Source organism: Pedobacter sp. AW31-3R (assembly GCF_052180285.1).
Classification (GTDB): Bacteria; Bacteroidota; Bacteroidia; order Sphingobacteriales; family Sphingobacteriaceae; genus Pedobacter.
Genome location: NZ_CP197475.1, coordinates 6,460,437 through 6,481,256, shown reverse-complemented (window position 1 = coordinate 6,481,256; position 20,820 = coordinate 6,460,437). Strand labels below are relative to the sequence as shown.

Here is a 20,820-nt window from a genome sequence, read left to right as displayed (position 1 = left end):
CCTTATTCATGTGGCTGTTTTTCATGTGACAGACGATTAAAGTCTTGGTTATGTGGCTATATGAATCTTCAAAAAATACTTAACAACTTTTATATTAACTCATAAAAGAGTGTTTTCTTTGCGGACAGAGATTTGTGTGTCTCTGTCTATTCCTTTTATGTCTGGTCGGTGGCGGCTTGGGGACAGGAGTGCTCTGCTATTACTTTACTCCGGGATTGCGCGTTGTGTGGGCAAGGTCGGGCCTGGGTCGATGCTGCAGCAGAATCATTATCTGATTGTGGTTAAATATTTTCTGAAATAAAAGAGTGTTTGTTGTCTAAGTAATTAAAATAGTATCTTTATATTTGTTTTTTATGAATTATGAATGATGAGCTAAAATGAAAGTCATATGGAGTCAATGAAAATAATATGACAATGTTTGCGGTAGTGATTTATAGTTATTATTTCTTTTTTTATTAAATCTATATAATTAATGATTTATTGCGATTTATAATTGCACTTAGAATTGTTTTTTTAATAAAATGAGTACCTTTTGCTGGTAAATAAGGCTATTGGGGTGTTGTATTTTATTTGGGATCTAGATACTTACTTTCTTAATTATGAAACCTGAACCTGAAACTTCGTTTGATTGCATCAAAAAAATGAATAGAGGAAGCGCTTTTTGGCGATTGATCACCTACTCCCTTTTGACCTTATCTTGCTTAACCCATGAATTGAAGGCACAGACCAGAGATATCCATGGTATCGTGGTAAACAAGGAGAATTCAACATGGGTTCCTGGTGTAACCATTACGGTTAGCCAGAGCTCAGTTGGAACAAAAACCGATGAACAGGGGAGGTTCAACATCAGCATACCCGCTCATTTAAAGAATGAATTGCTCCTCATCTCTTCCATAGGGTATCAAACACAAAAAATATTAATCAGCCAAATATCCCCGGCTGGCCCATTGGAGATACTTCTATCCCCGGTGAATATTCCGCTTCAGGAGGTTAAAGTACATGATGAAACCGCTCAGGACATCGTTTTTCATGCCTACCGCAATAAATTAATGAATTATCCAATTGGCAATACGGTTTATAAAGGGTTTTACAGAGAGACCAATTATTCTTCAAAAGACAATTCTGCAGAAAAGTTGAATTACGTTATTGAAGCAGTGATTAACCTCAATAAAGGTTCTTATAAGGACCATTCGGAGGATGAAATAGGAATTGAAGAATTACGTAAGAATGAATTATTGCCTGTAAGAAGTGCTATTCAGTGGTATGGCGGAGCCTATACTCCAAGCAGATTTGATATTGTTAAAAAGGAATTTGAGTTTTTGGATCCCGGCAAGGGTAAAAATTATGGCTATGAAAAAGCTGGGACAGCATATTATTATGGCAAACTTGTCCATAGGATCAATTTTAAACCCCGTATAAAAGCGAGGTATGAGGGCACATTGTATATTGATGTGGAATCTTATGCCATTGTTAAAGCCGACTTCCGGCTTTTTGCTGAGCATGCGCAGGCTGGCAATACGTTGAAAATGGCAAAAATCACGGACAGGGCTTTTAAAGTCAACTATCAGCCCTTTGCCGGTAAATGGTATCTTCAAAGTATTTGGCAGCAGGCGATAGGGAAGGAAAGGCTCTCTAACGGAAAGTTTCGATATGTTACTGAATATGCTACTACAAGTATAGACACGAATAGGCAGAAGAAGTTTGAGTATCATGAGAAACTGAGTCCTGCTGAGGTTTTATCATCCAGGACGAGCCCGTACAATGATGAATTCTGGAAATCCTATGATGTTGTGAGGCAGACTAAGGGGCTAAATGAGTTGTTGATAGATACTGCGCGAAAAGTGGGAATGGGCCTTGACAATAAGGGCTGGGCGGAATCGATGACAGCGAGGAAGAATTTTTTTCATAGACTGCAGCCTGTTTTCATTTTTCCATCAATAAGCCATGTGACTATTCCGTATGATGTATCCTTCCGCTATACTGCTATGGACGGGATGCTCAGGGTTGATCATAGGAATGCATTGAAAAATGGTCGTCTATCAATTGGAGTTGGATATGGATTTGACTATTCGTTGAATGCTCATCTTTCCTTAAGGATATTGGCTGTCTCAGAAACAGGGGATTTAAAGAACAACATTTATGAAATGGGGATTAGGTATCAAAAAATAATTTCTCAATCCCTAAAAAGGCCTGTCCGATTAGTGGCTGGTCTCGATTACTCCTACAATACTTTTAAGCAAAGGATGCACTATACTTTCTCTGGCTCAAGTCTGCAGATCGAAGGTGAAAATTTCCCGGAAGGCTTCAAGATTCATTTAATGAGTAAACAGCATGGCATTCGTCCAGTCTTTGGAATGAACCTGGACATCAATAAAGTATTAACTGTTTTTGCCGAGGGCTCGCTCTTGTTAAGAATGGACCAACAGGATGACCTGCGATTTACAAAAAAATCGTCTAACCTATTTCAGGAGATATTCCCTTCGGAAAAAGAGGTGGCTTTGTCGTCTTCGAACGCCGTCTTCAGCAGGGAGCAGCAACAGGTCTCAAGATTTCCTTTTTTAACGCAATTCAGTATCCGTACAGGCTTACGTGGTTATTTGAGGTTTAGGCATTAGTCTCCTGTAATACCGAGCCGAATAGGGTCCATGATTGCCTGGTTTTGTCTTTTGGTTTCAACAGTTATTTGTCAGTTGGTAAATCGTATCAGCGATACTTTTTTTACTGATTTTTTGTAAAAAAATTAAAAACTTATTGCACATCCCAATATTTATTTAAACCTTTACACCTCAATGAATTTAAAGCAGGATTGTAGATAAAAATGAACACGAGCGCAACACATAAACTTTCCATCGTTACAGCAAAAAATATTGCTGCAAGGAGTTTATATATTGAACGTTTGCAGCCGATCATTTTTGTCACTACCAGTCGGCAAAATTACACACCCCGTATTTGAGTTTTTCTAACTCTGATCACAGAGACCTTGTCTCTCCGAAATAATTAATCTGAATATTTTATTTATTTTTTCGTTATCATTTTAATGAATATCAACGATTTTATAGTGCAGGTTGCACTTCATGAACATCGTGTTTTTGCAGAAGAAATCTGTGAAGAAATGGCAGAGTCGGCTAAAGCACGTGGTACTGGTATTGCAAAACGATCTCCTGAGTACGTAGCAGGAAAAATGTCTGATGGGAAGTCCGTAATTGCTTTTCATAAAGACGGTTCATGGGCAGGTTTCTGTTATATAGAAACCTGGAGTCACGGACAGTTTGTGGCCAACTCTGGCCTGGTGGTGAGCCCCAAATTCCGTAAAGTCGGTTTGGCACATACCATTAAGGAGAAAATCTTTGAACTGTCGAGACAGAAATATCCTAAAGCAAAGATATTCGGCCTGACCACCGGGCTTGCTGTTATGAAAATCAACTCCGGCCTTGGTTATGAACCTGTAACCTATTCTGAACTTACCCAGGATGAAGAATTCTGGAAAGGTTGCCAGAGCTGTGTGAACTTCGAAATTTTAAAAAGCAAGGAGCGCAAGAACTGTATGTGTACGGCTATGTTGTACGATCCTGCAACACAGAAACATGATGTGGCTAAAAAGTTTGCGGAGGAGTTACAGCGGAAACCGAAGCTGTATGAACGTTTCATGCGCATTAAGCAACGCCTAATTTTGAAACCAAAACCAGAGAGTAAAAGGAAGCTGAAATCTATCATCTATTCGTTTACCCATATTTTTTAATGACTTTTCAGTATAAGATTCCTATTAAGTATAAGATCTTATCAAAATTATTTACAATTTTACACCTGATGAAATCATTACGGTGATTTTATTAAATTAAAAATCAATATAAAATCGATGAAAAAGAAAGTAGTTTTAGCTTTTAGCGGAGGTTTAGATACTTCATTTTGCTGTATTTATCTTGCACAGGACCGTGGACTTGAAGTTCATTCTGTGATTGTAAATACCGGTGGTTTTTCTGAGGAAGAACTTCAGGAAATAGAAAAACGTGCTTATGCTTTAGGTGTGGCTTCTCATGCGGTGGTTGATGAAACGACCAACTATTATGAGGGATGCATCAAATATCTTGTATTTGGTAATGTATTGAAAAATGCAACCTACCCACTGTCTGTAAGTGCAGAACGTGTGAGTCAGGCCACAGCAATCGCTAATTATGTAAAGAAGATTGGTGCGGATTATGTAGCACATGGCAGTACCGGTGCCGGTAACGACCAGGTGCGTTTTGATATGATTTTTAACATCATTATTCCCAATGTGGAAATCATCACACCAATCAGGGACCTGAAATTATCCCGCGAAGCGGAAATAGAATACCTGAAAAACCATGGGGTGGAATACAGTGCAGAGAAAGCAAGATATTCCATCAATAAAGGCCTTTGGGGAACATCTGTAGGGGGTAAGGAAACGCTGACTTCCCATGAAACTCTTCCGGAAGAAGCATGGCCTACCCAGGTGACAGCAACAGAAAGCCGTAAACTGACGCTTACTTTCGAAAAAGGGGAGCTGACAGGCATTGACAATGAAGTATTAGACCCTGTAACGGCTATCCAGAAACTGCAGGCAATTGCACAGCCTTATGGTATTGGCCGTGATATCCATGTGGGTGATACCATTATCGGTATCAAAGGACGTGTAGGTTTTGAAGCTGCTGCACCAATGGTGATGATTAAAGCTCACCACACCCTTGAAAAACATACATTAACTAAATGGCAGCTTTCCTGGAAAGAGCAACTGGCTTCTTTCTATGGCAACTGGCTGCATGAAGGACAGTTCCATGATCCTGTGATGCGTAATATCGAAGCTTTTCTTGCCGATACACAGAAAACAGTGAGTGGAAAAGTGTTTGTAGAATTATTGCCTTACCGTTTCCAGGTGATCGGGGTAGAATCTGACCACGACCTGATGAGCAATAAATTCGGTAGCTATGGCGAAATGAATAATGCCTGGTCGGGTGAGGATGTGAAAGGCTTCTCTAAAATATTTGGTAATCAGGTCATGATCTGGCACAAAGTGAACAACAATGAAGATTAAAGCAGGAATCATCGGTGGTGCGGGTTATACCGGGGGCGAAATGTTACGCCTGCTGATCAACCACCCTTCCGTTGAAATTACATTTGTGAACAGTACCAGTAACCAGGGGAACCTGGTTTCTGACGTGCATACCGATTTACTTGGGGATACCGACCTGCGATTTACCGGAGAACTGTCACATGACATCGATGTGCTGTTTTTATGTGTGGGACATGGCGATGCAAAGAAATTCCTGGATGCCCATCCAATACCTTCTTCCATAAAGATCATTGACCTGAGCCAGGATTTCAGGCTTGCAGCCAATGCCGGGCAGGATTGGGTATATGGTTTGCCTGAATTGAACAGGGAACGCATCAGCAAAGCGGGAAAAATTGCCAATCCGGGTTGTTTCGCCACTTGTATCCAGCTTGGCCTACTGCCACTGGCTGCAAAAGGACTGATCAGGAATGAGGTGCATATCAATGCCACCACAGGATCCACAGGTGCGGGACAAAGTCTGGCCGCAACATCTCATTTCAGCTGGCGCAATAATAACCTCTCCGTTTACAAAGCTTTTGAGCATCAGCACCTGAATGAAATCGGCGAAAGTCTGCTCCAGCTTGATCCTGCGTTTGATACCACCCTGAACTTTATTCCGCAGCGCGGTGATTTTACCAGGGGCATCCTTGCCGCAATGTATGTGGAAAGTGACCTGACCGCAGCAGCAGCGCAGGACCTGTATGAGAATTATTATGCCAACCATATATTTACCCATGTCAGCAAAAAAAATATTGATCTTAAACAGGTCGTAAATACCAACAAAGGACTGGTTCACGTAGAAAAACATGGGAACAAGTTGCTAATTATCAGTATAATTGATAATTTGTTGAAAGGTGCCAGCGGACAAGCGGTACAGAATATGAATTTAATGTTTGGTTTGAACGAGCAGGAGGGACTACGGCTTAAAGCAACAGCTTTTTAAGTCTGTTGCGCCCACCTCCACTAAATCTGTTATTTATTCACTATGCTGCCCGGAAGGCAGCTTAAAGCTTTATAAAAATGAATTTATTCGACGTGTACCCTTTAAATGACATTGAAATTGTGAAAGCCGAAGGCAGTATTGTATGGGATGCTGCTGGTCAGGAGTATGTAGACTTATATGGAGGTCATGCGGTGATCTCTATTGGTCATACGCACCCGCATTACGTAAAACGTTTAACTGATCAGTTAAACAAAGTTGGTTTCTATTCCAACTCAGTAAAAATTCCTTTGCAGGTGGAACTGGCCCAGAAACTGGGTGAAGTATCCGGGAAACCAGACTATCAGTTGTTCTTATGCAATTCCGGTGCGGAAGCGAATGAGAATGCCCTGAAACTGGCTTCATTTTATAATGGCCGCAAATTGGTGATTGCCTTTAAAGGTGCTTTCCATGGCAGAACATCCCTTGCCGTTGCAGCAACAGATAACCCTAAGATTACTGCCCCTGTAAATGAAACAGAAAATGTGATTTTCCTTCCTTTTAATGATGAAGCAATGCTGAAACAGGTCTTTTCCGAAATTGGCAATGAAATCAGTGCTGTCATTATTGAAGGTATTCAGGGGGTAGGCGGGATCAGGGAGGCTAGTGTGTCTTTCCTTCAGCTGATTCGTGCACTCTGTGATGAACATAATGCCGTATACATTGCCGATAGTGTTCAATGTGGTTATGGCAGGACAGGGCAATTCTATTCCCATGATTATGCAGGCGTAGAAGCCGATGTGTATACCATGGCGAAAGGAATGGGCAACGGATTCCCTGTCGCCGGAATTTCAATATCCCCTAAGTTTAAAGCATGGCACTATATGCTGGGTACCACTTTCGGTGGAAACCACCTTGCCTGCGCTGCGGGACTGGCCGTACTGGAGATGATGGAACAGGATAACCTGATGCAGAATGCTGCAGAAGTGGGTGCCTACCTGATTGCTGAACTGAAGAAAATTGAGGTCGTGAAGGAAGTGCGTGGACGCGGCTTAATGATTGGTATTGAATTACCGGAAGAACTCAGCCACGTGAAAAAGAACCTATTATTTAAACAACATATTTTTACCGGAGAGGCCAAACCAAATGTGATCAGGTTGTTACCTGCATTGAACCTCACGAAGGCACATGCCGATCATTTTCTTGAAAACTTTAAAATCGCCCTAGAAGGATGAATCAAAATATGAAACAATTCACCTCAGTAAATGATGTGGAAGACATCAGCCAATTGGTTAACGATGCATTGGCCCTTAAGGCCAATCCCTATGCACATCAGGAACTGGGAAAGAATAAAACACTGGGGTTGGTTTTCCTGAACCCCAGTTTGCGTACCCGTTTAAGTACACAGAAAGCTGCAATTAACCTGGGCATGAGCGTGATGGTCATGAACATGGATAAAGAAGGCTGGGCACTGGAAACAGAAGATGGCGTGGTGATGAATGGCACGACAGTGGAACATATCCGTGAAGCGGCTGCCGTAATGGGACAGTACTGTGATATCCTTGGCCTTCGTTCTTTCCCTAAGTTAACGAATAGGGATGAGGATTATAATGAAGATTTTTTCAATAAATTTATTAAATACTGCGGTGTTCCTGTAGTTAGCCTGGAAAGCGCAACAAGGCATCCACTGCAAAGTCTGGCCGACCTGGTAACGATTAAGGAGACCTGGAAAGGTGCAGCTAAACCCAAGGTCGTTCTTGCCTGGGCACCACATGTGAAAGCCCTGCCGCAGGCTGTCCCAAACTCATTTGCAGAGTGGATGTGTAAGGCGCAGGAGCTGGATATGCTTGATTTTACCATTGTTCAGCCTGAAGGGTATGAACTTTCGGAAGATTTCACTCCGGGAGCACACATTACACATCACCTGGAGGAAGCATTGCAGGGAGCAGACTATATCTATGTGAAAAACTGGTCGAGTTTTAAGGAATATGGAAAGGTACTGACCTATCCGGAAGGATGGATGATGAACAATGAGAAACTGAAGGGAACAAATGATGCAAAGGTAATGCACTGTTTACCGGTACGCCGTGATCTGGAACTGTCATCTGAGATCCTTGACGGACCAAACTCATTGGTGATTCATGAAGCAGGAAACCGCTTATGGGCGGCACAGGCAGTACTTAAAGCATTGCTTCAGCAGATTTAATTTTTTCCTATCAGACCGGGCATGAAGCAATTGACTATAATAAAAATTGGCGGTAACGTCATTGATGATTCAGAGAAACTCCACCAGTTTTTGCTGGATTTTACGGCTTTGCCGGGAGATAAGGTCCTTATCCATGGCGGAGGGAAAATTGCAACAGAACTGGGTAACACCCTGGGGGTTGAAGCTAAAATGGTAGAGGGAAGGCGCATTACTGATATCGAAACCCTGCGTGTGGTGACGATGGTGTATGCAGGCCTGATCAATAAGAATATGGTGGCACAGTTGCAGGCAAAAGGCTGTAACGCAATCGGACTTACCGGGGCTGATGGAAATGTGATTAAAGCGGTTAAACGCCCCGTAAAGACTATTGATTATGGTTTTGTGGGCGACCTTGATGCTTCCTCCGTTTCTTCTGCTACGCTGGACAGCCTGCTAAAAAGCAATCTTGTTCCGGTGTTGTGTGCCATTACGCATGACGGGGATTCTCAATTGCTGAATACCAATGCCGATACCATTGCTTCTGCTGTGGCGGTAGCCATGTCGTCCCTGTATGACACACGCCTGGTTTACTGTTTTGAGAAGAAAGGGGTACTACGTGATGTAGATGATGAGCTTTCGCTTGTTGCAGAAATAAAAAGTACCGAGTTTGAAACTTTACAGCAGGAGGGCGTTGTTTCCGGAGGAATGATCCCTAAATTGCACAATGCTTTTGAGGCAATCAGACAAGGGGTGAAGGCCGTTTATATTGGCAAGGCAGATGAGTTGCCTCAAATCAATTTACAGGGTTTTGGTACCCGATTAATCGATTAAGATGGAAAGATATACAGGAAAAATAGCCATACTTGGCAGTGGTAATATTGGTATTTCATTGGCCAAAGGATTGGTAAAGGCCAGTTATGTAGAGGCAAAGCAGATTAGCCTGACCCGAAGGAATATCACTAAGCTGAGTTCTTTTGCTGAGGACGGATATGTATTGAGTGCGGATAATGCGGCTGTGGTTGCAGCATCAGACATCATTGTGCTGGCAGTTTTGCCGCAGCAGCTGAATGACCTGATGGAGCAGATTGCAGGTGTCATTGATGTGCAGAAACATGTGGTGATTTCCGTAGCCTCAGGGGTAAGCTGTGCCGATATCAGGAATAAGCTGCATGAAAAACTTGAGGTGATTCGTGCGATGCCGAATACGGCAATTGCTATCGGACAGTCTATGACCTGTGTAGCCACCGATAATGCTTCTGCATCCCATGTGGACGAGGTGGTCCGTATGTTTGAAACGGTAGGCGCTGTGGTGAAGATAAATGAAGAACTGATGACCTCGGCAACGGCTTTATGTGCCTGTGGTATTGCGTTCTTCCTGCGTGCCATACGTGCGGCATCCCAGGGTGGCGTAGAGATCGGCTTCCATGCAGATGAGGCCTTGAAAATGGCTGTTCAGACTGCAAAGGGAGCGGCAGATTTGTTGTTAAAGATGCAATCGCATCCGGAACAGGAGATCGATAAGGTGACATCGCCTAAAGGATGTACAATTGCCGGTTTAAATGAAATGGAGCACAATGGCTTCAGTTCGTCCCTGATCAAAGGCATTAAGCTGTCTGCTATTAAAGCGGGGGCACTATATACAAAAGAATAATTTATGATAGAAATACTGCAAAAGGATAGCCTGGAACTGCTGAAAGAGTTAATCAGCATTCCATCCTTTAGTAAAGAAGAAGACCAGACAGCAGCAGTCATTGTACGGTTTCTGGAAGAACGGAATATTCCTGTACACCGTAAGTTAAATAATATCTGGGCTTATAATAAACACTTTGATGCCTCAAAGCCCACCTTACTGCTCAATTCCCATCACGATACGGTGAAGCCGAATTCAGGATATAGCCGCGACCCCTATGAGCCAAAGGTTGAAGACGGAAAGTTGTATGGACTGGGGAGCAATGACGCAGGTGGTTGCCTGGTGTCACTGATCGCTACTTTTCTTTATTTTTATGAACAGGAAGAACTGAGTTATAATATTTGTCTGGCTACCACAGCAGAAGAAGAAATTTCTGGGAATAATGGCCTGGAATGTATCCTGCCAGAGCTCGGTGAACTGGAATTTGGTATTGTAGGGGAGCCCACACTCATGAACCTGGCTATTGCAGAGCGCGGATTGCTGGTGCTGGATTGTACAGTGACCGGAAAAGCGGGACACGCAGCAAGGGAAGAAGGAGATAATGCCATTTATAAGGCATTGAAGGATATTGAATGGTTCAGGAATTACCGATTTGCAAAGGTGTCTGAAGTATTTGGCCCGCTGAAGATGTCGGTAACGATTATCAATTCAGGATCACAGCACAATGTGGTTCCGGCAACCTGTACGTTTACAGTGGATGTGCGGGTAACGGATTCCTATACGAATGAAGAGGTCCTGAAGATTATCCGTACCAATGTGGATTGTGAAGTTAAACCCCGTTCGGTAAGGTTAAAACCTTCGTCCATAGACAAAGAGCATCCTTTGGTGCAGGCAGGTATAGCATTGGGAAGGACAACTTATGGTTCACCGACAACATCAGATCAGGCACTGCTGAGCATTCCATCGGTAAAGGTTGGTCCCGGTGATTCTGCACGTTCCCATATGGCTGACGAATATGTGTATGTGAATGAAATCGCTGAAGGGATTCAGTTGTATATTGATATGCTTAAACCGGTAATTAACGGAAAATAACAAATATATTCTAATGAACCCATCATCAGCTTACTGCTAACAAGAAGCAATGAATACGCTGATGATAGCTTCATAACAGATAATAACAAGTCATATTCTAATGAAACCGTCATAAGCATACTGATTACAAACAGCAATGAAAAACCGAGCTTGCGAGTTCTTGAATACAAATAAAGAACAATAAGAGCTAATGAAAAACCGAGCTTGCGAGTTCTTGAATACAAATAAAGAACAATAAGAGCTAATGAAAAATGCTGATGATAGCTTCATAACTTTTAAAAAAACAATATTCACTAATGAAAATCTGGCAAAAAAATATAGAAGTAAACAAAGACATTGAGAGCTTTACGGTTGGTAAAGACAGAGAGCTTGATCTGCAAATGGCTGCTTTTGATGTTTTAGGTTCTCTGGCGCACGTAGAGATGCTGGAAAGTATTGGCTTACTAACCGCTGCGGAACTGGATGAAATTCAAAAGGAGCTTAAAAATATCTATAAAGAGATTGAAGCCGGGGAGTTCATCATTGAAGATACAGTTGAAGACGTACATTCACAGGTGGAATGGCTGCTTACCCAACGTATTGGGGAAGCAGGAAAAAAAATCCATAGCGGACGTTCACGTAATGACCAGGTCTTGGTCGACCTGAAACTCTTTTTCCGTGACAGGATTGAGGAGATGGTCCACAATTCTGCCTCTTTATTTCAGCAATTGGTTGCGCTGAGCAATCAGCATAAACATAAATTATTACCGGGTTACACCCATTTGCAGATTGCCATGCCTTCATCTTTTGGGCTCTGGTTTGGTGCTTATGCAGAAAGCCTGGTCGACGATATGGAAGTCATGCTTGCTGCCTGGAAGATCTGCAATAAAAATCCGCTGGGATCTGCTGCCGGTTATGGCTCTTCTTTCCCTTTAAACAGGTCGATGACGACTACGCTACTGGGTTTTGAGAACCTGAACTATAATGTGGTGTACGCACAGATGGGTAGGGGTAAAACAGAACGGATATTGGCGCAGGCCATGTCATCTGTGGCGGCAACATTGGCCAAAATGGCGATGGATGTATGCCTGTTTATCAATCAGAATTTTGGGTTTATCAAGTTTCCCGATGAACTGACCACAGGATCGAGCATTATGCCCCATAAAAAGAACCCTGATGTTTTTGAGCTGATCCGTGCCCGTTGCAATAAAATTCAGGCATTGCCGAATGAGATTGCGATGATGACAACCAACCTGCCATCCGGTTACCACAGGGATCTGCAGTTATTAAAAGAGAACTTATTCCCTGCCATGACCTCGCTAAATGAGTGCCTGGAAATGACGGCTTATATGTTTCAGCATATCGATATCAAGGAAGAAATCCTGGCCGATAAAAAATATGCGTACCTGTTTAGCGTGGAGGTGGTGAATGACCTGGCATTAAAAGGGGTTCCTTTCCGGGAAGCCTATAAGATTGTAGGAGAAACTATAGAAAATGGTACCTTTGAACCGGGCATAAAAGTAAATCATACCCATGAAGGAAGTATTGGCAACCTGTGCAATGAGGAAATTGAGAAAATGATGGAGGCCATACTCGACCAGTTTAATTTTGAAAAAACCAAATCAGCAATCCAACAATTGCTGGCTTAATTCTAACCACTAATAAAATAAAAGCAATGAATGTATCGGTATTAGCAAACTCCCTTATTGGATCAGAAATCATTAAAATCGGTAACGAGGTAAATGAGCTGAAAAGTAAAGGTGCTAAGATTGCCAATTTGACCATAGGTGATTTCGACCCTTCAATTTTCCCTATTCCGGTAGAGTTGAAAGACGAGATTATAAAAGCATATAATGCTCACCATACCAATTACCCGCCGGCAGATGGTATTATGCCTTTACGCCAGACAATTGCGGGAGTATTAAAAGACAGGTATGACCTTGATTTTGAAACCAATGAGATTCTTGTCTCAGCCGGTTCACGTCCGTTGATCTATGCAACTTACCTGGCTTTGATTGATCCTGGAGATGTGGTGATTTATCCTGCACCCTCATGGAACAATAACCATTATGTTCATCTTTCTTCCGCAAAGGGAATTGCGGTAGAGACTACTGCAGAAACTAATTTTATGCCGACTGCAGCATTGCTGAAACCACATATCAAAGGTGCTACCTTACTGGCTTTATGTTCTCCTTTGAACCCTACAGGTACGATGTTCACTGCAGAGCAGCTGGCTGAGATCTGTGATATGGTTCTTGAAGAGAATAAATCGAGGGCAGAGGGAGAGAAGCCATTGTATATCATGTACGACCAGATTTATTCACTGCTTACCTTTGGTAAGGAACATGTGAATCCGGTAAGCCTGCGTCCTGAAATTAAAGAATATACCATCTATATTGACGGGGTTTCAAAATGTCTGGCAGCAACAGGTGTGCGTGTAGGCTGGGGATTCGGACCTGCAAAGGTGATCAGTAAAATGAAGGCGTTTCTGATGCACATTGGTGCATGGGCTCCTAAAGCGGAACAAGTGGCGATGGCGACTTATTTTGCAGATAAAACCCAGGTGGATCATTTCCTTACTTCTTTCAAAAAACAAGTTCAGCTGAGCCTTGATGCCTTGTATAATGGATTCCAGGAATTGAAGAATGAAGGATTTGCGGTGGATGCAATTGTACCGATGGGTGCAATTTATCTGACCCTTGAAATCAATTATATCGGTAAAACTACGGCTTCGGGAGAGCTGTTGAAAGATGCGACCGACCTTGTGTTTTATCTGATTAATGAGGCTGGTGTTGCCCTGGTGCCATTCTCGGCTTTCGGTACTGACCAGAATGAAAACTGGTTCCGTGCTTCTGTGGGCGGTTGTTCATTGACAGATATCAATGAAATGATCCCGCGTATCAAAGCTGCACTGGGAAAATTAAAATAAGCATTTTCTAACCTGTGTGATGCACCAGGTGATATAAAAACAGCGAGGCTGCCAGAGATGATCTGGCAGCCTCGCTGTTTATGGATACTGTTTTACTGGGTTTATTTTGCAGGATTAAAGGTCGCGTCGGGGGTAAAGAGAATATCCTTTACCTGAATGTTTCCGGAAAGCGCATGCAGGATTAAACTCCATTGTCCGGCATCTGCCTGAATGGTGGAATCAAGTTTGTACCAGGAATATCCGGAACGGTTGCTGACCTCAATGAGCCCCTGTGTTTTATGGTCATAGGTAAAGTCCATCATGGCTGACTTACTGCTGGTTTTCGCCTTTATCCATAGGAAGTAGTCCCTGCTTTGAGTGATCCCTAATGAATATTCCAGCGCAGCGCCCTTTTCCATTAAAACGGCACCCCGGGCCAGGCTATTGTTCGGTTGCTCTTCCCTGAACGTACCATAGGCATATTGAAAACCTCCTGCCTGGAAAGTATTTTCTTTGGTGTCCCTGAACAAATATTCCTGTTTTTTAGCCTTGCTGATATACCTGACAGTAAGTTTATCCGATCCGGAGCTTTGCAGGGAAGAAGAAAACAAGAATTCATAGATGCCGGGTTTAGGTAGTTTTACAGTAGAAGAGAGGGCGTTCGGGGTAGAAAGTGTTGCTTCAGCCAAACCTCCAACCTGTTTCCAGAAGGGCGCACTGCCATTACCCGGTTCTCCGGATTGTTTACCGTTTACTGTAAATTCAGCTTCCGTAACCACCATGTCATTACCGGCAGAAGAATAGCCTGCTTTAGGAGCAGGCTGGCTGTTTTTGCCCATGAGGGCTTCCAGTTCATTTAATCCCGGATCGGCCCCAAGGCTAACCTGTGCGTGTATCATGGCAACATGGCTGTTTATGTCGGTCAGGTCGGCACCATTGTTATCATAAAATAGGTTATTTACAAGAACTGACTCCGCTCCGAAATGTTTAAATCCGCCTAAGGTGTTTTTGTATAGTACATTGTTGATGGCGACAATATGGTTTCCGCCTGTTGCGGCCATTTGATTGTAGGCGATACTATTGTTATAGAAATATACCGTTTCATCCATTTTGTCGGTTCCTTCCAGGTTTTCCATTGTTCTTCCACCCGACATACAGCCCAATGCGGTTTTACAATACTGGAAGGTATTGTGGTGGATGTTGAAGATCTTTCCTGTTGGCACATCATAAGAGATCAGCTGAATGCCGGCATTTTTGCTGCCTATGATCCGGTTGTTTCCAATGTCATACCGGATATTCTGGTTCGGACGTTTGAATAAACGGATCTCAATGCCATCATCATGGCTGTTGACAATGGTATTGCCTGTGACCACGATGTCCGTACCGATGTTTGGCCGCGCATCATCTCCGATATCCATATCAATACCATCATCCCTGTCATTTTCTATTAAATTATTAGCAATGTAGCCGCCACTTCCGCCTTCCATGCTGATTGCATCCAGGTTATTGATGAAATGGTTATGAATGATCCTGACGCTGGCTTTGTTTTCAAGCGTATGGTCCCCGTTGATCAGGCTGAGTCCGCTAATTTCAGTACCGTCCACATTGATATTAAACAATGTTTTTCCTTCGGCATCAATAACTGTTTTATCAATATGCTCCTGGCGTTTATCCAGTTTCCATTTCGAGGAAATGGTGATGGCTTTATGCAGGTCGATGGTGTTTTCCTTATAGATCCCCGGTGCGAGAATAATCTGGTCGCCATTTTCTGCCTTTTGGACTGCAGCAGCAATTGTGGGGTAATCGGCAGGGACATTCCATATTTTGGGGATTGGCCTGCCGGCTTGTTGTACGTGGAGACTGCCGCCTGAAACACTGTCAATTCCTGAAAATAAGAATACAGAAAAAAGCAGTGCATTCGGGAATGTAGCACCCGTTTTTCGTTTTTGCATGTATATTGGATTAAAAGCATTGTTTCCGGATGGATAGAAATCCGGAAACAATGTATGACTAGAAAAAGAGCTGACTAGTAGTTGGGATTCTGAACCAGGTTCGGGTTCGCACTGATGTCAGAAGCCGGAAGCGGGAATAATACATATTTGTCATCCATGTCTTTTCCATTCAGTACATTACCTTTCCATGCCCAGTTGTTGTTTTTTACAAATTTACCGAAACGGATAAGGTCTGTACGCCTGACCAGCTCTGTACTGAACTCCCTTGCACGTTCGTCAAGCAGGAAATCCAGTGTCAGTTCACTTTCTGTAATCGCCCCTGAAAGGTCGGTACCATAGGCTCCTGATTGGTATGCCCTGTTCCGCACTTCATTGACATTGGCAAGGGCTTCTGCTTTTGTACCGCCACCGCCACGAAGAATTGCCTCTGCGGCCATCAGGTAACTGTCGGCAGACCTGAACAGCGGGAAATCCACATCAACATAGGTTCCGTCACTTGCTGCACCGCCATCAGCCTTGACATTGCGCCATTTGATGAGTGCATACCCATCTGTGAACAGGGTAGAGAAGCTACCGGTCGCTGTCGCTGTTTGTTTATTGTGTCCGATGGTGAAAAATTGTGCCCTTTTATCTTTTTTTGTGTTCCCCCATACATCGGCTGTATTGAAGGTCTGGTCTGCCACATCAAATTTGTCGACAAACTGTGGTTTAACACGTACGTTACCCCAGCCTTTGGTACCGATACCGGTGTCGAAATAACTTTGCATATTGCCGTTCACGAATGCCTTGACGAAGAAGTTTGTTCCGGCAGATGACTGTCCGTTCAGTCCATCCTGTACCAATGGCCAGATGATCTCTGTTGAGGTATGGTTATCGGCAAGGAAGTTATTGCGGTATTCTTTGGCCAAAGGGAAATTGGCATCGATTACCTGTTTTGCATATTTATAGGCATTCGCATACTGGCTCAGGCCCGTATAAACTTCCGCATTTAAATATATCCTGGCCAGCAGGAACCAGGCAGCAGCTTTGTCTACTCTCGCAAATTCATTGGCATGCGGGTCTTTTAGGGTTGTTGCAAGGTCTAGCAGCTCGCTTTCCACATAGGCAAAGACCTCCTTACGTGATTTCTGGTGTGGCATTGTTCCTACACCAAGCTCTTCAGTGGCAAAAGGGATATCTCCGAAAAGGTCACCCAGCACACTGTAGCAATAAGCGCGGATGAACCTGGCTTCATTTCTGTAATCTGCCAAATTATTCTTGATTTCCGCTGCATTGGCTACGCCGCGGGCTTCAAGTTTTTCAGGTGTAGTCTGGCGCAGGAATTCATTACAGTATCCGATAGTAAGGTAAAGCCTGGTATAAGCACCCTGAATCACTGCGGTATTGGGCGTCCAGCTCATGGTTAAGCATTCACGCAAGCCATTGGTGGAGGAGGGCATCAGCACCTCGTCTGTGGTCAGGTCCTGCAGGTAAAAGAGGATCCTGGTATATCCTCCGTAGCCTTCGTTGAAGGAACCCAGGTCATTGTCACCCCCATCGCCACCTTGTTGACCGGTTAAGGCAAGTGCGCCATAACATTTGGCCAGTACACCTTTATAGTTCGCGGCATCGGCATATAACTTATCGGCTACCAGTTCATTGTCGTCAAGAGGTAAAGTATCCAGGTCCTTGGTACAAGAGGACACAACTATACAAAATAAGAATAGGGTAAATAAACGAGATATAGTTTTCATAAATGAGTAGCTCATGATTAATAATTAAATTTTAGACCTGCCATGAAGACTCTTGGTCTTGGGTATAAGTTCTTATCGATACCCAGGTATGAAGTACTGCCTGAGCGATAAAATGCTTCCGGATCAAGGCCGGAATACTTCGTGATCACAAATACATTCTGAACAGCTGCAGAGATGCTGAGGGAACTTTTTCTCTTTCCGATTTTCGGGAAAGTATATCCTAAGGTGATGTTATCCATTCTGAAGAAGTTACCGTTTTCAAGGAAGTAATCCGAATACAGCTGTTCTGCTTCAAAACCACTGTCCATGGTCGACTGCTGGATGTTTTTATAGGTATTCGCTTCGTACACACTTCCCATATGGTCATTGGCGGCTACATAGTTGTAGATGGAGTGTCCGAATGCAGCATGTGCATTAAAACCCAGGTCCCATTGTTTGTAAGTGAATCTGGAAGTTAATCCCAGATAGGTTGAAGGTGTTGCAGAGTGGTTTCTAACCAGTGTGGCTGTAGAAGAAACACTGCCATCAGGTTGTACGTATTGTCCTTCAATAGGTTGGCCCTGCTCATCATATGCCTGTTGTGCCAGGTAAAAGGTGTATGGGGCATACCCTACAGAATGGATCTGTACTGTTTTTCCTGTTCCTGAAACCGGGCCGATCATCACTCCGTAATTTGCGGCATCGATGGTATTCAGCTTCGTGATTTCAGATTTGCTATGTGAAATGTTTGCACCAATTTCCCATTTAAAGTTGGTAGCGGAAACAGGGACGGTATTGATGGCAAACTCAATACCTGAGTTTTTCATGGATCCCACATTGGTATAAATTTCAGTTGCCAGGTTTGATCCTGCGGCTACGGGGATTTGGTTCAGCAAGTCGGTCGTGTTGCGGCGATAGGCATCTACGCTACCGGTAATGCGGTTATTCAGGAAACCGAAGTCCAGACCCAGGTTGAAAGTCTCATTTGTCTCCCATTTGATATTCGGATCATATCCGTTAGGTCTGTAGGTGGTATACCATTCATCACCTAACTGGTAACGTGAATTGTTATAACTTGCCGTATAAGTCGACAGGGCCGGGTAATCTGAACCAATATCCTGCTGACCAGTCTGGCCATAACTCAGGCGTAGCTTCAGGTCGGAAACCACCGTCGAATTTTTCATGAAATCTTCCTGGTTCATGCGCCATGCAAAAGCTGCTGAAGGGAAATATCCCCACCTGTTCTCTTTCGTGAAGCGGCTTGAACCATCAGAACGTAAGGTTGCGGTGAACAGATATTTTGAAGCGATGGAATAGTTCAGACGTCCGTAAAAGGAGATCAGGTAATTTTCTGACTCGTAATGGGTAGGATCGAACAGTTGCTCAGCTCTTCTGTTCAGCTGTGTATCATTCAGGCTTGAGGTAAAGTGCTGCCAGCCGTAACCTACCAGTACATCCAGGTTATGTATGCCCAGTTGTTTGGTGTAGTTGGCATAAAAATCCATTAACTGATTGTCTTTTTTCTGGGTATAGGTATGATCAAGGCCTTGTCCGTCTTTTTTAACCGCTACATAGGTTGCCGGGGCATTGTCTTCAATCAGCTCATGTCCTTTGCTTTTTAACACATCATATCCCAGGTTGAGGTTGAAACGTAAATCTTCCAGGCCATGTATTTTATAATCGATGGAAGCATTCCCGATACTGCGGTTGATTTTTGAGGTACTGTTGCGCAGGTCGAGTGCCGCCACAGGATTGGCATCAGCGATGGTCAGGGGCGTTCCTGTGGAAGATAACCAGGTAAAATAACCCAGGCCATAATTATTGGCGTTGCTTTCAAACACAGGGCGTGTAGGATCAAAAGTCAGGACCGAGGCCAATACATTTTCATCCGCATCCCTGTTTGTTTCATGGCTGCCTTTCACATTCATATTCACCTTTAAATGGTTGTCAAGGAAAGTAGGGCTTAAATTGAGGCTTCCGGTAAAACGCTCATAGTTATTCGTTTTGATGATACCGTTCTGGTTGTTGTACCCCAGGGAAATCCGGTAAGGAATAGCTTTCAAATTTCCGGATATGCCCAGGTTGTGCTCCTGTCCGAAAGAAGTACGGAAGACCTCATCCTGCCAGTCGGTATTTGCTGTCCCCAGTCCGGCTATTACCGTCGGGGAGGCCGCATTGTGTGTGGTGATGAATGCCCTGTATTCATCACCGTTCAATACATCTATTTTTTTGGTGATGGAACCTGTAGTAAAGTTATTGCTGTAATTTAAAGCCATGGCACCGCTGCGGGATCCTTTTTTGGTGGTAATGATGATGACCCCATTGCTGGCACGTGATCCGTAGATGGCAGTTGAAGATGCGTCCTTGAGGACTGTATAACTTTCAATGTCGTTAGGGTTGATGATGCCTAAGATATTGGAAGATCCCTGAATAGAGGTATTGTCGATAGGTACTCCGTCAATAACGATTAGCGGGTCATTACTGGCAGAGAGGGACGATCCGCTGCGGATCCGGATAGTTCCGCCATCACCAGGGGCACCACTACCGGGAGTGATATTTACCCCTGCAATTTTACCTAACAATGCATCCTGTGCATTGATCTGGCTTCCCTTGTTGAACCCATCAGGGTTGATCGTGGAAATGGCGCCTGTTGCATCTTTCTTTTTAACGGTACCATAACCAATAACGACCACATCGTTCAGTAGTTTCTTATCTTCAGTAAGTACAACCGTGATGTTTTTCTGTGTACCTACAGTAACTTCCTTAGTGGTATACCCAATATAAGAGAAAACAAGGATGGCGTTTTCAGTGCTTACGTTTAATCTGTAAAAACCATTGGCGTCTGTTGTTGTGCCATTGCTGGTTCCTTTTTCTTTTACACTGACCCCGATTAAGCCCAGGCCTTTTTCATCCTGTGTTTTACCGCTGATCAGGAGGGCAGACTGACCGGATCCCTCTTGCTGAAGCATACCGCTTTCCGCAGCAGCGCTTTTTTTGAATAACAGGATGCTGTTTTCAACCTGTGTATAGGCAATGCCCTGGTTTTTGAAGAGCAGGTCCAGTGTGGCCTTGAATGATCTTTCCTCATTCGGCAGGGAGATATTGGCCATGTTGCTGAGGTCGCTCTCTTTGAACGCGAAGCGGAACTGTGTTTTACGCTGTATCTTTTGTATGGCAGTGGTTAGGGAAACATTTCTGAAATCTATTTTGATCCTGATCTCATTTAGATTTTGTCCTTTTAATGTACTGGCCACCAGCAGTTGGGCAGAGACCAGCAGGATTAATAATACTTGGAAGCTTAATTTCATAAGGCTGAGTAATACAACTATAGCTCTTTGTTGTCCAAAATGATTTGGATTCAGAGGCAAAAGGTTA

General features: G+C 43.5%; 14 protein-coding genes. 11 read left to right on the top strand and 3 right to left on the bottom strand.

Annotation, left to right across the window (positions count from 1 at the left end):
- Positions 1-641: 641 nt before the first annotated feature.
- The 11 genes from ACSBL2_RS26385 (at position 642) to ACSBL2_RS26335 (ending at position 13,802) form a co-directional block, all read left to right on the top strand.
- Complete coding sequence (locus tag ACSBL2_RS26385; protein WP_442589540.1) at positions 642-2,615, top strand: carboxypeptidase-like regulatory domain-containing protein; 1,974 nt, start codon at positions 642-644, stop codon at positions 2,613-2,615.
- A 422-nt stretch (positions 2,616-3,037) separates the two neighbouring features.
- Positions 3,038-3,739 (top strand): GNAT family N-acetyltransferase, encoded by a 702-nt coding sequence (locus ACSBL2_RS26380; RefSeq protein WP_442589539.1) that lies wholly within the window; start codon positions 3,038-3,040, stop codon positions 3,737-3,739.
- A 117-nt stretch (positions 3,740-3,856) separates the two neighbouring features.
- Positions 3,857-5,050: an argininosuccinate synthase gene (gene argG, locus ACSBL2_RS26375; protein WP_442589538.1), complete on the top strand. Its 1,194-nt coding sequence runs from the start codon at positions 3,857-3,859 to the stop codon at positions 5,048-5,050.
- On the top strand, positions 5,040-6,011 hold the full coding sequence (gene argC, locus ACSBL2_RS26370) for an N-acetyl-gamma-glutamyl-phosphate reductase (RefSeq protein WP_442589537.1): 972 nt from the start codon (positions 5,040-5,042) through the stop codon (positions 6,009-6,011). The genes argG and argC overlap by 11 nt, the downstream gene beginning before the upstream one ends.
- Positions 6,012-6,088: 77 nt before the next feature.
- Positions 6,089-7,222, top strand: a complete 1,134-nt coding sequence (locus ACSBL2_RS26365) for an aspartate aminotransferase family protein (RefSeq protein ID WP_442589536.1) — start codon at positions 6,089-6,091, stop codon at positions 7,220-7,222.
- A gap of 8 nt (positions 7,223-7,230) precedes the next feature.
- A complete protein-coding gene (locus ACSBL2_RS26360) occupies positions 7,231-8,193 on the top strand; it encodes an acetylornithine carbamoyltransferase (RefSeq protein ID WP_442589535.1) in 963 nt (320 codons plus the stop codon).
- A gap of 21 nt (positions 8,194-8,214) precedes the next feature.
- Positions 8,215-9,003: an acetylglutamate kinase gene (gene argB / locus ACSBL2_RS26355; RefSeq protein ID WP_442589534.1), complete on the top strand. Its 789-nt coding sequence runs from the start codon at positions 8,215-8,217 to the stop codon at positions 9,001-9,003.
- 1 nt (position 9,004) lies between these two features.
- The gene (proC, locus tag ACSBL2_RS26350) at positions 9,005-9,823 is read left to right on the top strand and encodes a pyrroline-5-carboxylate reductase (RefSeq protein WP_442589533.1); all 819 of its coding nucleotides are present in this window, start codon (positions 9,005-9,007) and stop codon (positions 9,821-9,823) included.
- A 3-nt stretch (positions 9,824-9,826) separates the two neighbouring features.
- Positions 9,827-10,894 (top strand): M20 family metallo-hydrolase, encoded by a 1,068-nt coding sequence (locus ACSBL2_RS26345; protein ID WP_442589532.1) that lies wholly within the window; start codon positions 9,827-9,829, stop codon positions 10,892-10,894.
- Positions 10,895-11,190: 296 nt separating this feature from the next.
- Positions 11,191-12,522, top strand: coding sequence for an argininosuccinate lyase (gene argH, locus ACSBL2_RS26340; RefSeq protein ID WP_442589531.1), 1,332 nt, complete (start codon positions 11,191-11,193; stop codon positions 12,520-12,522).
- A 26-nt stretch (positions 12,523-12,548) separates the two neighbouring features.
- Positions 12,549-13,802 (top strand): pyridoxal phosphate-dependent aminotransferase, encoded by a 1,254-nt coding sequence (locus ACSBL2_RS26335; protein WP_442589530.1) that lies wholly within the window; start codon positions 12,549-12,551, stop codon positions 13,800-13,802.
- 101 nt (positions 13,803-13,903) lie between these two features.
- Here the strand turns inward: ACSBL2_RS26335 and ACSBL2_RS26330 are convergent, their stop codons facing one another.
- From ACSBL2_RS26330 to ACSBL2_RS26320, 3 genes are all read right to left on the bottom strand, one after another.
- A complete protein-coding gene (locus ACSBL2_RS26330) occupies positions 13,904-15,733 on the bottom strand; it encodes a right-handed parallel beta-helix repeat-containing protein (RefSeq protein WP_442589529.1) in 1,830 nt (609 codons plus the stop codon).
- Between the two features lie 74 nt (positions 15,734-15,807).
- Entirely contained in the window at positions 15,808-17,466 is a 1,659-nt protein-coding gene (locus tag ACSBL2_RS26325; RefSeq protein WP_442589528.1) for a RagB/SusD family nutrient uptake outer membrane protein, read from the bottom strand.
- Positions 17,467-17,483: 17 nt separating this feature from the next.
- Complete coding sequence (locus tag ACSBL2_RS26320; protein WP_442589527.1) at positions 17,484-20,753, bottom strand: SusC/RagA family TonB-linked outer membrane protein; 3,270 nt, start codon at positions 20,751-20,753, stop codon at positions 17,484-17,486.
- Positions 20,754-20,820 lie beyond the last annotated feature (67 nt).

Excerpts from the sequence above, each read along its gene's own strand:
- argH (WP_442589531.1), top strand. The coding sequence starts at position 11,191 with ATGAAAATCTGGCAAAAAAATATAGAAGTAAACAAAGACATTGAGAGC.
- ACSBL2_RS26365 (WP_442589536.1), top strand. The coding sequence starts at position 6,089 with ATGAATTTATTCGACGTGTACCCTTTAAATGACATTGAAATTGTGAAA.
- ACSBL2_RS26330 (WP_442589529.1), bottom strand. The coding sequence starts at position 15,733 with ATGCAAAAACGAAAAACGGGTGCTACATTCCCGAATGCACTGCTTTTT.
- ACSBL2_RS26360 (WP_442589535.1), top strand. The coding sequence starts at position 7,231 with ATGAAACAATTCACCTCAGTAAATGATGTGGAAGACATCAGCCAATTG.
- argB (WP_442589534.1), top strand. The coding sequence starts at position 8,215 with ATGAAGCAATTGACTATAATAAAAATTGGCGGTAACGTCATTGATGAT.
- argC (WP_442589537.1), top strand. The coding sequence starts at position 5,040 with ATGAAGATTAAAGCAGGAATCATCGGTGGTGCGGGTTATACCGGGGGC.
- proC (WP_442589533.1), top strand. The coding sequence starts at position 9,005 with ATGGAAAGATATACAGGAAAAATAGCCATACTTGGCAGTGGTAATATT.
- argG (WP_442589538.1), top strand. The coding sequence starts at position 3,857 with ATGAAAAAGAAAGTAGTTTTAGCTTTTAGCGGAGGTTTAGATACTTCA.
- ACSBL2_RS26385 (WP_442589540.1), top strand. The coding sequence starts at position 642 with ATGAATAGAGGAAGCGCTTTTTGGCGATTGATCACCTACTCCCTTTTG.
- ACSBL2_RS26380 (WP_442589539.1), top strand. The coding sequence starts at position 3,038 with ATGAATATCAACGATTTTATAGTGCAGGTTGCACTTCATGAACATCGT.
- ACSBL2_RS26335 (WP_442589530.1), top strand. The coding sequence starts at position 12,549 with ATGAATGTATCGGTATTAGCAAACTCCCTTATTGGATCAGAAATCATT.
- ACSBL2_RS26325 (WP_442589528.1), bottom strand. The coding sequence starts at position 17,466 with ATGAAAACTATATCTCGTTTATTTACCCTATTCTTATTTTGTATAGTT.
- ACSBL2_RS26320 (WP_442589527.1), bottom strand. The coding sequence starts at position 20,753 with ATGAAATTAAGCTTCCAAGTATTATTAATCCTGCTGGTCTCTGCCCAA.
- ACSBL2_RS26345 (WP_442589532.1), top strand. The coding sequence starts at position 9,827 with ATGATAGAAATACTGCAAAAGGATAGCCTGGAACTGCTGAAAGAGTTA.